14 protein-coding genes, 1 tRNA gene and 1 riboswitch are annotated in these 14358 nt (G+C 56.4%); of the genes, 7 read left to right on the forward strand and 8 right to left on the reverse strand.

Features of this window, described 5'->3' with window-relative positions; all coding sequences use genetic code 11:
- Positions 1–51 precede the first annotated feature (51 nt).
- Positions 52–903 (forward strand): aldo/keto reductase, encoded by an 852-nt coding sequence (locus DDA898_RS10495; protein ID WP_038911176.1) that lies wholly within the window; start codon positions 52–54, stop codon positions 901–903.
- A gap of 48 nt (positions 904–951) precedes the next feature.
- Here the strand turns inward: DDA898_RS10495 and DDA898_RS10500 are convergent, their stop codons facing one another.
- Together DDA898_RS10500 and gapA are read right to left on the reverse strand one after the other, a co-directional pair.
- Positions 952–1824: a D-hexose-6-phosphate mutarotase gene (locus DDA898_RS10500; protein WP_038911177.1), complete on the reverse strand. Its 873-nt coding sequence runs from the start codon at positions 1822–1824 to the stop codon at positions 952–954.
- A 282-nt stretch (positions 1825–2106) separates the two neighbouring features.
- Entirely contained in the window at positions 2107–3102 is a 996-nt protein-coding gene (gene gapA / locus DDA898_RS10505; RefSeq protein ID WP_013317844.1) for a glyceraldehyde-3-phosphate dehydrogenase, read from the reverse strand.
- 348 nt (positions 3103–3450) lie between these two features.
- Between gapA and msrB the strand changes: the two genes are divergently transcribed.
- Positions 3451–3867 carry a peptide-methionine (R)-S-oxide reductase MsrB gene (gene msrB, locus DDA898_RS10510; RefSeq protein WP_013317845.1) on the forward strand — a complete coding sequence of 139 codons (417 nt, stop codon included), beginning with the start codon at positions 3451–3453 and terminating at the stop codon, positions 3865–3867.
- Positions 3868–3931: 64 nt separating this feature from the next.
- Positions 3932–4261 (forward strand): YeaC family protein, encoded by a 330-nt coding sequence (locus DDA898_RS10515; protein WP_013317846.1) that lies wholly within the window; start codon positions 3932–3934, stop codon positions 4259–4261.
- Positions 4262–4306: 45 nt separating this feature from the next.
- Here the strand turns inward: DDA898_RS10515 and pncA are convergent, their stop codons facing one another.
- The 3 genes from pncA to sppA all read right to left on the reverse strand — a co-directional run bounded on the left by pncA (position 4307) and on the right by sppA (position 8001).
- Positions 4307–4948 (reverse strand): bifunctional nicotinamidase/pyrazinamidase, encoded by a 642-nt coding sequence (pncA, locus tag DDA898_RS10520; RefSeq protein ID WP_038911178.1) that lies wholly within the window; start codon positions 4946–4948, stop codon positions 4307–4309.
- Between the two features lie 59 nt (positions 4949–5007).
- Positions 5008–6027, reverse strand: coding sequence for an asparaginase (gene ansA / locus DDA898_RS10525; protein ID WP_038901154.1), 1020 nt, complete (start codon positions 6025–6027; stop codon positions 5008–5010).
- A 123-nt stretch (positions 6028–6150) separates the two neighbouring features.
- Positions 6151–8001, reverse strand: a complete 1851-nt coding sequence (gene sppA / locus DDA898_RS10530; protein WP_038911179.1) for a signal peptide peptidase SppA — start codon at positions 7999–8001, stop codon at positions 6151–6153.
- Between the two features lie 265 nt (positions 8002–8266).
- Here sppA and DDA898_RS10535 point away from each other — a divergent pair, with 265 nt between their 5' ends.
- The 3 genes from DDA898_RS10535 (at position 8267) to DDA898_RS10545 (ending at position 11226) form a co-directional block, all read left to right on the forward strand.
- The gene (locus DDA898_RS10535; protein ID WP_038911180.1) at positions 8267–8818 is read left to right on the forward strand and encodes an NAD(P)H nitroreductase; all 552 of its coding nucleotides are present in this window, start codon (positions 8267–8269) and stop codon (positions 8816–8818) included.
- Between the two features lie 84 nt (positions 8819–8902).
- Positions 8903–10828, forward strand: coding sequence for a DNA topoisomerase III (locus DDA898_RS10540; protein WP_038911181.1), 1926 nt, complete (start codon positions 8903–8905; stop codon positions 10826–10828).
- Between the two features lie 5 nt (positions 10829–10833).
- The gene (locus DDA898_RS10545; protein ID WP_038911182.1) at positions 10834–11226 is read left to right on the forward strand and encodes a DUF1496 domain-containing protein; all 393 of its coding nucleotides are present in this window, start codon (positions 10834–10836) and stop codon (positions 11224–11226) included.
- Positions 11227–11274: 48 nt separating this feature from the next.
- Here DDA898_RS10545 and xthA read toward each other — a convergent pair whose 3' ends face one another.
- Positions 11275–12081, reverse strand: a complete 807-nt coding sequence (gene xthA / locus DDA898_RS10550) for an exodeoxyribonuclease III (protein ID WP_038901158.1) — start codon at positions 12079–12081, stop codon at positions 11275–11277.
- A gap of 229 nt (positions 12082–12310) precedes the next feature.
- A riboswitch (glycine riboswitch) is annotated at positions 12311–12405 on the forward strand.
- A gap of 21 nt (positions 12406–12426) precedes the next feature.
- Between xthA and DDA898_RS10555 the strand changes: the two genes are divergently transcribed.
- Complete coding sequence (locus DDA898_RS10555; RefSeq protein WP_013317854.1) at positions 12427–13047, forward strand: trimeric intracellular cation channel family protein; 621 nt, start codon at positions 12427–12429, stop codon at positions 13045–13047.
- 199 nt (positions 13048–13246) lie between these two features.
- Here the strand turns inward: DDA898_RS10555 and DDA898_RS10560 are convergent.
- Both DDA898_RS10560 and purU read right to left on the reverse strand, forming a co-directional pair.
- Positions 13247–13331: transfer RNA gene (locus DDA898_RS10560), tRNA-Tyr, on the reverse strand.
- A 147-nt stretch (positions 13332–13478) separates the two neighbouring features.
- Positions 13479–14330: a formyltetrahydrofolate deformylase gene (purU, locus tag DDA898_RS10565; protein ID WP_013317855.1), complete on the reverse strand. Its 852-nt coding sequence runs from the start codon at positions 14328–14330 to the stop codon at positions 13479–13481.
- Positions 14331–14358 lie beyond the last annotated feature (28 nt).

A 14358-nucleotide genomic window follows, 5' to 3' on the forward strand; every position in this document is an offset into this window, starting at 1 on the left:
CATTAATGGAGCGGCCGGGGTTTGTTACCCTGAGCACAGAGGAGGAATAACATGACGAAACAGGTAACATTTCCGGATGGAAACGCCGTTCCCGCGGTTGGTCAGGGAACCTGGTTCATGGGCGAAAGCGCCCAACGGCGGAGCAGCGAAGTCAGCGCGCTACAGGCCGGCATCGATCTGGGTATGACGTTGATCGATACGGCGGAAATGTACGCCGAAGGTGGGGCGGAAGAAGTCGTGGGAGAGGCGATTCGCGGCCGCCGCGACCGTGTCTACCTGGTCTCCAAAGTGTATCCGCATAATGCGGGCGGCGAGCGGGCGATTGCCGCCTGTGAACGTAGCCTGAAACGCCTGCAAACCGATCATATCGATCTGTATTTGCTGCACTGGCGCGGCGGCATTCCGCTGGTGGATACCATCGCCGCGATGGAAAAGTTGCAGCAGGCGGGCAAGATTGGACGCTGGGGCGTCTCTAATCTGGATACCGATGACATGGAAGAACTGTGGTCATACCGGGGCGGAGAACAGTGTCAGACCAATCAGGTGCTGTATCATCTGGCGTCTCGGGGCATTGAGTATGACCTGCTGCCCTGGTGTCAGCAACGGCGGCTTCCCGTCATGGCCTATTGTCCGCTGGCGCAGGCCGGTGAGCTGCGCCATAACCTGTTTGCTCATCCGGCGGTGGTGCGTGTGGCGCAGCAACATGCGCTGACGCCCGCACAGGTGTTGCTGGCCTGGGTGACGCGCCAGCCTGGCGTCATCGCCATCCCCAAAGCCGGTACGCTGGCGCATGTCAAAGAAAATGCCGCTGCGCTTCAAGTGACGTTGTCACCTGAGGATCTTGCCATACTGGATGAGGCTTATCCCGCCCCACGCCGCAAGCTGCCGCTGGATGTGGTGTAATCGAAGCATGGCTGGCTTTCGCCAGCCATGAGCAGAGCAGAAAAGAGATTATTTACGCAGACGAATGGTGGAGGTAAGACGTGCCGGTGCTTGCGTGGTTGCCACGAGCGGCTGGGTAACGCGCGCGGTTTCAACACACACAAAAGTCTGGTAGCCGTCATCGGTCATGTCGCTGATGGTGCGAGACAGTTCTGCGCCCGGGTTCCAGGCCACCACGTCGCTGTGGTGAACGTGATGCACTTCAATAGTGCGTTGCAACACCGGGTCTTCAATCAGGCTGAGTGACGCTGGCTGGGTATAAATGCGGTCGGTACGGGTCGCAAAGGTCAGGTCACCCTGCTGGGTGTCGGTTTTGCCATCGTTAACCTTGTCGATAAAGGTGTTGCCCAGACCGCTAATGCGGATTTTGCCGATCTCCCCAATCTGGAAATAAGTGTGCAGCGCGCTGGTGATACTGTAGTCGCCGTGGCATTCGAGTTCCATGCGGCATTCCTGCGCGCTTAAATGGAAGCGCGCCAGTACGGTAAACGCGTGCGGCCAGGCGGCGCGTGTTTGTTCGGAATCACGCAGCGTGAAGGTGAGAGTAACGCCGTTGGCGTCTTCGCTGTGCGAGGTGAATTCCCACGCCAGCAGTCGGCCAAAACCGTGGTTGGGCTGTGCGGCCGGACCAAACCAGGGGAAGCAGATGGGCACGCCGCCACGAATCGCCACGCCGTGCTCGAATGGCGTATTGTCGCTCAGCCACAGCACCGGTTGTTCACCTTTGGGCTGCCAGCTAATCAGATGCGCGCCCTGTAGTGCGACAGCGGCACGAACCTGCGGATGATCCACCACGATAATCGGCAGTTGGTCCAGCTGGCGCTGGCTCAGGTGTGTGGTGATCGCGTTATTGATGGGAAGTGAATAAATTTTATCGTTCATGGTATTGGTTTTGCCTTGATGGTCTTGTTGTATACCCAAAATAATCCGAGTTGTAGGACAACACGCTCGCGTGTTGAACAACGCAGTGCGTTGGCCCGACAGGGCAAGGCTCGTTAAGCGCCTTGTAACGCGGCAACCGAATGAATCCCCAGGAACTTACATAAGTAAGTGATTGGGGTGAGTGAGGGCAGCCAACGCACCTGCAACCTGAAGTCTGACGGGTATATACCCAATAAAAAAGGGCGACTTATGTCGCCCTTTCATCATCTGTTCATCGCCACATTATTTGGAGATGTGGGCGATCAGGTCCAGAACCTTGTTGGAATAGCCGGTTTCGTTGTCATACCAGGAAACCAGTTTCACGAAGGTGTCGCTCAGTGCGATACCTGCTTTGGCATCGAACACGGAGGTCAGTTTTTCGCCGTTGAAATCGGTGGAAACCACGTCATCTTCGGTGTAACCCAGAACGCCTTTCAGCTCGCCTTCAGAAGCGGCTTTGATAGCGGCACAAATTTCTTTGTAAGTAGCCGGTTTTTCCAGACGGGCAGTCAGGTCAACCACGGATACGTTCGGAGTCGGTACGCGGAACGCCATACCGGTCAGTTTGCCGTTCAGAGCCGGGATCACTTTACCTACAGCTTTAGCAGCGCCGGTAGAGGACGGGATGATGTTCTGAGACGCGCCGCGGCCGCCGCGCCAGTCTTTGTGAGACGGGCCGTCAACGGTTTTCTGCGTAGCGGTAGTGGCGTGAACGGTGGTCATCAGCGCTTCAACGATACCGAATTTGTCGTTGATGACTTTAGCCAGCGGCGCCAGGCAGTTAGTGGTGCAAGACGCGTTGGAAACGATGTCCTGACCAGCGTAAGCGGCGTGGTTAACGCCCATAACGAACATCGGGGTGTCGTCTTTGGACGGACCGGTCAGAACCACTTTCTTGGCGCCAGCCTGAATGTGTTTGCGTGCAGTTTCGTCGGTCAGGAAGATACCGGTTGCTTCAGCAACAACGTCAACACCGATTTCGTTCCACTTCAGGTTAGCCGGATCTTTCTCTGCGGTAACACGGATGGTTTTGCCGTTGACAACCAGGTGACCGTCTTTCACTTCAACGGTGCCGTTGAAACGGCCGTGGGTGGAGTCATACTTCAGCATGTACGCCATGTAATCCGCATCCAGCAAATCGTTGATGGCAACGATTTCGATGTCAGAACGTTCCTGGGCAGCGCGGAAAACGATACGGCCAATGCGGCCAAACCCGTTGATACCTACTTTGATAGTCATATATTCCACCAGCTATTGGTTTGTGAATAAAAGGTTGGTTGTAAAATTACAAAAACCTTACTGAGCGTCAAGCGGAATCGTGTCAATCGTTGCGGTAAGTCAAAAGTCCGTTCAACAGTTGCGCGATCAACAGCTATCAGCCTAATTAAAGTGCATAACCTAATCATATGAGGAATGCACAGGCATTAAAACACCTGCCATAGGTGTAATTGTGATTGAGATCACAATTAAAAGTGCCTTTGCCGCATAGGGATGAGTGTAGGTCAAAATAGGCTGTGGCGGTGTTAACTTTTTGTTAGAATTATGCATCATCGCGCTGGCGAAAAACCGTGTTTCAGTGAGAACCTGATGACCAAGATAACTGCTTCACCACGTAATCTGGACGAGTTAACCGATCTGCAGCGGCACGTTACGCAGCTGCGGGGGACGGAAAGTCCTTACACCGGCAAACTGCTGCATAACAAGCGTACCGGGGTTTACCACTGCCTGTGCTGTCATCAGCCGCTGTTTTATTCCGACCACAAATATGACTCCGGCTGCGGCTGGCCTAGCTTCGATCGCCCGGTGGCGGAGGACGCTATTCGCTATCTGGAAGACAATTCCCACCATATGCAGCGTATCGAAATCCGCTGTGGCCATTGCGATGCGCATCTGGGGCATGTGTTCCCCGATGGCCCGCAGGACACCACCGGCGAACGTTATTGCGTGAACTCCGCGTCGCTCAGCTTTATCGATACGGAAAACGGGCAACAGACGGATGGTTAACATCGCTAATACAATACTTTGACTTGAAACGTTTCAGCTAAAATCTGGCTTCAGGCAGAAAAACATGCAACTGGATGATTTAATAAACAGTATGACCCCGGAAATCTACCAGCGTCTGGTGACGGCGGTGGAGTTGGGAAAATGGCCGGATGGGGTACCCCTGACGGCGGAGCAAAAGGAAAATGCCTTGCAGATGGTCATGTTGTGGCAGGCGCGTAATAACGCCGAGGCGGACCACATGACGATCAACACCCGCGGTGAAATCGAAATGAAAAGTAAGCAAGAGCTAAAGCAGCGTTTTGCCGGCGATACCGTTACTGCCCTAAAGCCTGCTGCCGCTTTGGAATCTATTACCACCCTGGAACCTATTACCACCCTGAAACCGCAGGACTAAACCCGCTCACGCCAGCATCGGCGACTGGCGTGATGCGTGCAGGAACTACTGGCTGAGCGAGGCGATAAACGCTGGCAGTTCGAGCAGCGTGGCGCCGTGTTTCGCCATCACCTCCAGCGCTTGCTGACTGTCTTTCGGGTGCAGGTTAACGCCGCGGCAGCCGTCCGTCAGCACCTCGGTCTGATAACCCAACGCCAGCGCATCCAGCACGGTATATTTGACGCAGTAATCGGTTGCCAGCCCCATGATGGTCAACCGGGTAATGTCTCTGGCTTTCAACCAGTCATACAGCTCGGTGCGGGTGCGGCGGCCGTTGTCGAAAAATGCGCTATAGCTGTCGATAAAGGGATGCGTTCCTTTGCGTACTACCCAATTTATCGCCTGCTGATTCAGCCCGGGATGTAAGTCGGCGCCGGGCGAACCCTGTACGCAATGCACCGGCCACCAGATTTGCGGTAAACCGTCCAATTCGCCCACATCACCCACTTGGGTGCCGGAATTAACGGCAAAACTGCGGTGATCCGCCGGGTGCCAGTCCTGGCAGGCAATGATCGTTACTCCGGCCTGCTGGCAAGCGGCGATAGCCTGATTTGCCACCGCGACCACGCTATCGCCGTCCGAGACGGCCAGCGCGCCGCCCGCACAGAAATCGTTCTGGATATCCACCAGTAAGAGTGCTCTGTTCATATGGTGTTCTTCTTACTATTTTTATGACCTGGATGCCGTGTGTTGTGGTTGCAGGCGCTTTAATCCTTGTCGCTCAGTTCTCCGCGCAGGTTTTGCTGCATTAGCTGACGAATCTGGTCGGGAGAAAGGTCGTTCCTGCTTAACAGATAATGCAGCTTCGTCAGAGCCGCTTCAACCGTCATATCAAACCCGCTGATAACGCCGGCCTGCGCCAGCGCATTGCCGGTGGCGTAACCGTCCATGTTGACCCGCCCGGAAATGCATTGCGTCAGGTTAACCACCACGATGCCGCGTTCGGAAGCGCGGCGCAGCTCATCAAGCAGGCCCGAGCTTTGGGGCGCGTTGCCGACACCATACGAACGCAGAATCAGTGCTTTTACCGGCTGAAGCAGAAAATTGCTCACCACATCGGCGGAGATGCCGGGATAGATTGTCACCACGCCGATCGGCTGCGGCGTGATGGCATGCACGATCAGCGGCCCGCTAATCGGGTCGGGGTTGGCCGGCGTCAGGCGGCGGATGTGGATACCGGCTTCCAGCAGCGGCGGAAAGTTCGGTGAGGCAAAGGCGTCAAAGCCGTCGGCGTGTGCTTTGGTGGTGCGGTTGCCGCGCAGTAGTTTGTTATTGAAGAACAAGCTGACTTCGTTGACCGGGTGATTGGCCGCCACGTACAACGCATTGAGTAGGTTGGTTTGCCCGTCGGAGCGCAGTTCCGCCAGCGGAATTTGTGACCCTGTCACGATAACCGGTTTGGACAGATTCTCCAGCATGAAAGACAAGGCGGAAGCGGTGAATGCCATGGTGTCGGTGCCATGCAGAATCACGAAACCATCGTACTGGTCATAGTGTTGCTGGATGTCATCCGCAATCGATTGCCAGTCAGACGGAGTCATATCGGATGAGTCGATCAGCGGCGTATATTCGTGAATCGTGAACGAGGGCATCTCCGGACGGTGAAATTCCGGCATCTGCGCCAACTGTTGTTGCAGGTGGCCGGAAACCGGGATGTAACCGTGGGCGGAGCGCTGCATACCGATGGTGCCGCCGGTGTAGGCGACATAAATGGATTTCTTTTGCATGGATAGTCTGGGTCGGGACACTGTTGGTTAGAGAAACGGTTAGCCGTGAAAGGCCGGGATTATAAAAAGGTTTCGGCGCTAAAAACAGCCCGGTCAAGCCGGGCTGTTCAAATCAAAGAAACGTTAACGCACGTCGCCGCAATTCAGGCACAGTGCGTAACGGTTTTGCGGATCGTTCAGCGCCTCCAGCACCGACGTTTGCGCGCGAACCGTCTGCGCCAGTTGGGCCACCGGCGCCGGCACCATGGCCTGTAACGCTGAAGGCAGCATGGCGTAGACCGAGCTTCTGACCTGATTGAACATCGCATCAAGCAAGTCCGGCTCGCCGGAATACCAGCTCAATTGATACTGTTCCAGCTTGGCCAGTTCCGCCGCTTTTTTCACGGCGTCGTCAAAGTCGCCCAGTTGATCCACCAGTCCGTTGGTTTTGGCGTCGCTGCCGACCCAAACATGCCCCTGCGCGATCTCATCTACTTCCTGCGGCGTTTTCTTGCGTGACTCCGCCACCAGTGAAATAAAGTTCTGATAACCGCGCTCGATATTGAGTTGCATCAGTTGGCTGGCTTCCGTCGGCAAGGCTTTGGTCTGGGACAGCGCGGCCAGCGGAGAAGTAGCGACGCCGTCGGTATGTACGCCGATGCTATCCAGCGAATTTTCGAAGGTGGTGACAACGCCGAAAATCCCGATCGAGCCGGTCAGGGTACTGGGGCTGGCGATGATGGCGTTGGCCGGCGTGGAAATCCAGTAACCGCCGGAAGCCGCCATGCCGCCCATGGAAACCACCACCGGTTTGCCCGCCTGCCGCGCCGCCGCCAGTTCTGAACGAATCAGCTCCGATGCGGTGACGCTACCGCCGGGGCTGTTCACCCGCAGAACGATGGCTTTGACTTTCGGGTCCAGACGAGCGTTGCGGATCTGCGCAGCCGTGGTGTCACCGCCGACGTACCCCGGGGTTTCCTTGCCGTCGACGATGGTGCCGCTGGCAAACACCACGGCGATTTCGTTGGCATTGGCGGCCGGTGGGGTTGGCGCGTAATCATAGATGCTGGTGAAATTAAAGTTTTTGTTCTTGGCGTCCCACCCGAAGGCTTTGATGAACGATTGCTCAATCACCGAACGGGAGGCGACCTCGTCTACCAGCTTGTTTTCCAGCGCATAACGAGCGGTGTCGCCGTTGAGCGCGCGCAGGCCGGCGAGCAGGTTTTCAGCGCCGGGGAACAACTGTTGCGGCGTGATCTGACGGTTGGCCGCCACCGTATCGAGATAATGCTGCCACAGGGTGGAAATCCAGCGGCTATCGGCTTCACGCGCAGCTGGCGACATGTCGTCGCGGATGAACGGCTCGACCGCTGACTTGTAAGTGCCGACGCGGAAGATGTGCGTGGTGACCTTCAGTTTGTCCAGCAGCGTCTTGTAGTAAAGGTTATTGGTGGCGAAGCCGTGCAGGTCGATATTTCCCTGCGGGGTCAGATAGATTTTGTTGGCAAAGCTGGCCAGATAATATTGCGTCTGGTTGAAGTTGTCGCCGACGGCGAAAATCGGCTTGCCGGCATCGCGGAATTCACGCAGCGCCTTGCCGATGTATTGCAGCGAAGGCTGATCCGCGCTGACAAAGTCGGACAGATCCATCACCATGCCGGTAATGTTGCTGTCGTCTTTGGCCTGACGGATGCTGTCGACGATATCAAACAGCGCGTTTTCCTGATGACGGCTGCCAGACACGCCGAAGAACTCCCGTCCGAACTGACGCAGTTTGTTGTTAACGGACGGCTTATCCACTACTACGCCCGTCAGATCCAGCAGTAACGCTCCTCGCACCGGCTCTGCCTGCGGAGTTTTGAACTGGCTATAGACCCCGATGCCGACCAGGATCAAAAACACCAGAAAGAGGTTGAGGATAAATTCGCGGATAAAATTCAGCAGGCGCCATCCCCACCTGAATATTCCACTGAAAATTCGCCACATTGTGCGCATGTCCACTCCGTCAAAAGAAAACTGGGTTTAAGCAGCACCCCTGATTCGCCGGGCGATGACGCTGCCGAAATGCATCAGCGCCATTGCACCCGCACGCGGGGCACTGGCGGTATCCTAATGAGCGATAGGATAAAAGTCAGCTATTTATCTTGCCGCGGGGGCAGCGGCAAGGCGCTAACTTGTAACAAATCTTCTACCTGTGCTACCGTGGCGCGCAACCGGATCTTATTCACCGACAGCAGATTTTCATGACAGGAGAGATGTGATGGATGCTCTGGAATTGCTACTGAATCGCCGTTCGGCGTCTCGTCTGGCGGCACCTGCGCCGGCGGGCGACGTGCTGGAGAATATTCTGCGCGCGGGCCTGCGGGCTCCGGACCATGGCGCACTGCAGCCGTGGCGTTTCTCTATTATTCAGGATGAGGGGTTATCTCGCTTCAGCGATCTGTTGGTTAAGGCGGCATTGCAGGATAATCTGGACGAGGCTGGCGTCGAAAAAGCGCGTCAGGTGCCGTTCCGCGCCCCGATGATCATTACCGTGGTGGCGCATTGCGAAGAAAATCAGAAGGTGCCGCACTGGGAACAAGTGGTGTCCGCCGGCTGCGCGGTACAGGCCATGCAAATGGCGGCGCTGGCACAGGGGTTCAACGGTATCTGGCGCAGCGGCGCCTGGACTCATCATCCGCTGGTGCGCGATGCGTTTGGCTGCCGCGCGCAGGATGAAATCGTCGGTTTCCTTTATTTAGGGACGCCTCAGCTTAAAGCCTCCGCCGCGATCACGCCCGTTGATAGCGCGAAGTTTGTCAGCTATTTCTAATTTCTGTATTGACGATGTTTCCCCTGATTTGCGCGCCTGACGGGGGGCGAATCAGGCAATCTCCGTTCTGCCTTGCGGTGTGACATGCGACTGTTTATTGCGGAAAAACCCAGTCTTGCCAGAGCCATTGCCGATGTGCTGCCTAAACCGCATCGGCGCAGCGATGGCTTTATTGCCTGTGGCGAGCAGGATGTCGTGACCTGGTGCGTGGGGCACCTGCTGGAGCAGGCGCAACCGGATGTGTACGACGCCCGTTACGCGCGCTGGTCACTGGCGGACCTGCCGATTGTGCCGCAGAAATGGCTGCTGCAACCGCGGCCCTCTGTCAGTAAACAGCTGAATGTTATAAAAAAGCTGCTGACTCAGGCGGATGAAATCATTCATGCCGGCGACCCGGATCGTGAAGGACAGTTACTGGTGGACGAAGTGCTGGAGTATCTGTCGCTGCCGGAAGAAAAACGCCAGCAGGTGGGCCGTTGTCTGATCAACGACCTGAATCCACAGGCGGTGGAGCGGGCAGTGTCGCGCCTGCGTGAAAACCGGGAATTCGTTCCGCTGTGCGTCTCCGCGCTGGCCCGCTCGCGCGCCGACTGGCTGTACGGTATCAACATGACCCGGGCTTATACCCTGCTGGGACGAAACGCCGGTTACGAAGGCGTGCTGTCGGTCGGTCGAGTGCAGACGCCGGTGCTGGGGCTGGTGGTACGGCGCGATGAGGAGATCGACAATTTTGTGTCACGCGACTATTTCGAGGTGAAGGCGCACATCGTCACGCCGGCCGACGAGCGGTTTATCGCCTTGTGGCAACCCAGCGAATCCTGCGAACCGTATCAGGACGAAGAGGGGCGTTTGCTGCATCGCCCGCTGGCCGAGCACGTTGTCAAACGCATCGAAGGGCAGCCGGCCTGGGTCACCGCCTATAATGATAAACGGGAATCGGAAACCGCGCCGCTGCCGTATTCTCTTTCCGCCTTGCAGATTGAAGCCGCCAAACGTTTTGGCCTTAGCGCCCAGCAGGTGCTGGATGTCTGCCAGCGGTTGTATGAAACGCATAAGCTGATTACGTATCCGCGTTCGGATTGCCGTTATCTGCCGGAGGAGCATTTTGCCGGGCGGCAGGCGGTGCTGAACGCGATTGCGGCGCATCAGCCGGATTTGCTGCCGCAGCCTGCCGTTGATCCCGAGCGCCGCAACCGCTGTTGGGATGACAGCAAGGTCGATGCCCACCACGCTATTATTCCCACGGCGCGCAGCGCCCGCACCTCGCTGACGGAATCGGAAAGCCAGGTCTATGGGCTGATTGCCCGGCAATACCTGATGCAGTTTTGTGCGGATGCGGTGTTTCGTAAATGCGTTATCGATCTGGATATCGCCGGCGGCAAGTTTGTCGCCAAGGCGCGATTTCTGGCGGAGGCGGGCTGGCGAGCGTTGCTTGGTCACAAAGAGCGGGACGAGGAAAACGAAGGGATGCCGCTGCCGGTGGTGACGAAAGGCGATGAACTTTTGTGTGAGCGCGGCGAGGTGGTGGAACGGCAGACTCAGCCGCCCCGGCACTTCACCGATGCGACCCTGCTGTCCGCCATGACCGGTATCGCGCGTTTTGTGCAGGACAAAGCATTGAAGAAAATCCTGCGTGAAACCGACGGGTTGGGCACCGAAGCCACACGTGCAGGCATTATCGAGTTATTGTTCAAACGCGCGTTTCTGGTAAAGAAAGGGCGTTATATTCACTCCACCGAAGCGGGCAAGGCGTTGATCCACGCCTTGCCGCCGATGGCGGCGCACCCGGATATGACCGCACACTGGGAAGCCACGCTGACGCAGATTAGCGAAAAGCGTTGCCGCTATCAGGATTTCATGCAGCCATTGACCCAGTCGCTGCACGAACTTATTCAGCAGGCCCGGCAAAGTGGTAATATCACGGCATTCAGAGGATTACCGCCGGTGAAACGCGCTCCGCCCGCAGGGCGGAAACGTCGCCAGTCACGTTCAGCCAGCACAAAGGAGTAACGCAGATGAAAGCATGGGGCACCTTCCTGATGGCAACAGGCTTGTTGTTATCTTCCGCTACGCAGGCGGCGACGCAAACCACGGTGATTACGCAGGGGAATCCGGTGGTGTTGCCGGGCAATACCAGCAGTACCTACGGCACGGCATCCACAACGCAGGGGAGCACCAACACCGAAGTGGTGGTGCCGGTGCCTCCTCAGGTGATCTGGGGAAACGGCAATGGCGGCAACGTACAGCGTGAAGCTCAGGTTAATTGCATGAGTTGCTGCATTTACCAGAACAGAAACTACTCTGAAGGCTCGGTGGTCAGGGCGGAAGGGGTGTTGCTGCAATGCCAGCGCGATAAGGACAATCTCGGCACCAACAATCTGGTATGGCGCATTATCAAAGACCAGTAGTAAACGTACCGGATGATAGCGGGGCTGCTTGCAGCCCCGCTTGCGTCATCAGAACGTGAATTCCGCCCATACCGGCGCATGGTCGGAAGGTTTCTCCATTCCCCGGATAGCATAATCAATACCGGTGGCCGCGCAGCGGCTGGCCAGCGGCGCTGTAGCCATAATCAGATCGATGCGCAGGCCGCGGTTGTCGTCAAACCCGGCCGAGCGGTAATCAAACCACGAAAACCGGTCCTGACATTCGGGGTTGGCGGCGCGGAAGGTATCGATCAGTCCCCAGTTCTTCAGCCGCTCCATCCACTCGCGCTCTTCCGGCAGGAAAGAACATTTGCCGGTGCGTAGCCAGCGCTTGCGATTGTCCTCGCCAATGCCGATATCCAGATCGGTCGGGCTGATGTTCATGTCGCCCATAATCAGCACCGGCTGGTCCGCCTGATGGTGCTGTTCAAGATAATGCTGCAAATCCTGATAGAAACGGGTCTTGGCCGGGAATTTTACCGCGTGGTCGCGGCTTTCGCCTTGCGGAAAATAGCCGTTGACCACGGTCAGCGTACCGAGCGGCGTCGCCAGGTCCGCCATGATGATGCGGCGCTGGGCGTCTTCTTCGTCAGTGGGGAATCCGCGCCGGACCGCCAGCGGTTCGGCTTTGGTCAGCAGCGCCACGCCGTAATGGCCTTTCTGACCGTGGTAGAAGACGTGATAGCCAAACTGTTTCACCTCATCGAGCGGAAACATATCGTCGTGGACTTTGGTTTCCTGCAGACCGATCACATCAGGCTGATGTTGTTCGATAATTGCGGCTAACTGGTGCGGTCGGGCGCGCAGCCCGTTGATATTGAAAGAAACAAACTTCATGTTCGCTGCCGTTGTTAAAAAAACGTGCCCTGATGGTAGCAGAAAGGCGGCAGTCGAGTCACGGCGGCTACGCTGCCGTATCAGCAGTCATAACTATCGGTGATGGCTGGTTGAACCGGGCGGCGATAGCCCGTATACTCCGCGGCTTGCAGGAGAGTGGAAGGCCACGTTCTTCCCGCCGAAGGCGCAAACTCCCATAATCGCTCAGGCTACCTTACTGCACATTTCTATGACGCCAACTGGAGAGCGGTTGCCAGACAACCCACCGAAGGGGCAAGCGGTTTTACCGCGTAAACTCTCAGGTAAAAGGACAGAGGGAGGGGCACATTCCACAAGGGTACCTGTGTGCTGACCTATATCTATCTGATCGCTATTACCGCTGAGGGTATGTCCGGCGCGCTGGCCGCGGGCCGCCGCAATATGGACATCTTCGGTGTTTCGATGATCGCTTTTATTACCGCGCTGGGCGGCGGTACGGTGCGCGATATTCTGCTGGGTAACTATCCCATCGTTTGGACACAGCATCCTGTTTATATCTACCTCACGATTGGCGCCGGGCTGCTGGCGGTGCTGGCTGCGCGCGTGATGCACCACCTGCACCGGCTGTTTCTGGTACTGGACGCCATGGGACTGGTGGCATTCACCATTATCGGTTGCAATGTGGCGATTGAACTGGGGTATTCGCCGACCGTGGTGGTGATGGCAGGGATTACCACCGGTATCTTCGGTGGGATTTTGCGCGATATTTTTTGCAATCGGACGCCGATGGTGCTGCGCAAAGAGCTGTACGCCTGCGTTTCCTTGCTGGTGGCGCTGGTTTACCTTGGCCTGCGCGAAATCGGCATCAACCACGATCTCAACCAACTGATCTCTTTTTCTGTCGGGTTAGCACTGCGTCTGGCGGCTATTTTCTGGTCCTGGCAGTTGCCGGTATTCAGCTATATGCCGGAACGCTGGAAAGAGTAATCACGTTATCTTGTCCGTACTATCACCACGGCATCGGTATATGAATATCGCAGAGTAATCATGGCGATTTTTCATGATGCGATGAAGCCGTCGTGATAATGCCACGATGTGTTTTCCTGCGGCGCTTGTGGGTGATTTCTTTTTTGGATGCGATGAGTTTGTTTGGATGCGGTAATGATATGTCGTAGCGATTTGGAGATGGTGGTGGGGGAAGGATTCGAACCTTCGAAGTCTGTGACGGCAGATTTACAGTCTGCTCCCTTTGGCCGCTCGGGAACCCCACCACTGGCCTGATTGCTCTTTCGTGTCGAGCGGGGCGCATCATATCAAATGCCGCGCCCCTGTAAAGACCGAAAAAACAAAAACAAGTTCGTTTGCCGGTTTTTTATGCCGCCCGCTGTAATTGTAGGCGAAGGGCGGCGAAGGGCTAATCAACGCAGGATAATCGTGCGGTTGCCGTAAACGAACACCCGCTGGGCCAATACGTGGTACAGCGCCCGGCTGAGCACGTTTTTTTCCACGTCGCGACCGGCGCGCATCATGTCATCCGCGGTGTAAGTATGATCAACGTGGATCACGTCCTGCATGATGATCGGGCCTTCATCCAGATTGTCGTTCACATAATGAGCGGTGGCGCCGATGATCTTCACGCCGCGCTCGTAAGCCTGGTGGTACGGGCGCGCGCCGATAAACGCCGGCAGGAACGAATGATGGATATTGATAACCCGGTTAGGGTAGTTCTGAACAAAAGCGGGCGTCAGCACGCGCATGTATTTCGCCAGCACCACGTAGTCAGGTTTATATTGGTCGATCTGCGCGATCATTTTCAGATCGTGCTCTTCGCGCGTCAGGCCTTCGTGGCTGACCAGATGGAATGGAATATCAAAGCGTTCTACCAGCGTACGCAGCGTTTCGTGGTTACCGATTACCGCCGCGATCTCGACATCCAGACCGCCGTAGGCGCTTTTCATCAGCAGATCGCCAAGACAGTGGGCTTCCTTGGTCACCAGAATAACGACACGGCGACGCCCGGCGCTGGTCAGTTCGCGCACGGAGCCTTCCGGTAAGGCGCTGTCCAGATCGGCCTGCAGTGTGGTGTCGTTGAAGATACCTTCCAATTCCGTACGCATGAAGAAACGACCGGTACGGTGATCAACATATTCCGAATTCTGCACGATATTCAGCTCGTGCTTGTAGCAGATGTTGGTGATCTTGGCGATAAGCCCTTTCGCGTCAGGGCAGATTGTCCGTAAAATTTTTCGTTGGATATTCTGGGATTGCATGGAATTGGGATCCTGTCCAAAACATAAA

Source organism: Dickeya dadantii NCPPB 898, from assembly GCF_000406145.1.
GTDB lineage: Bacteria > Pseudomonadota > Gammaproteobacteria > Enterobacterales > Enterobacteriaceae > Dickeya > Dickeya dadantii.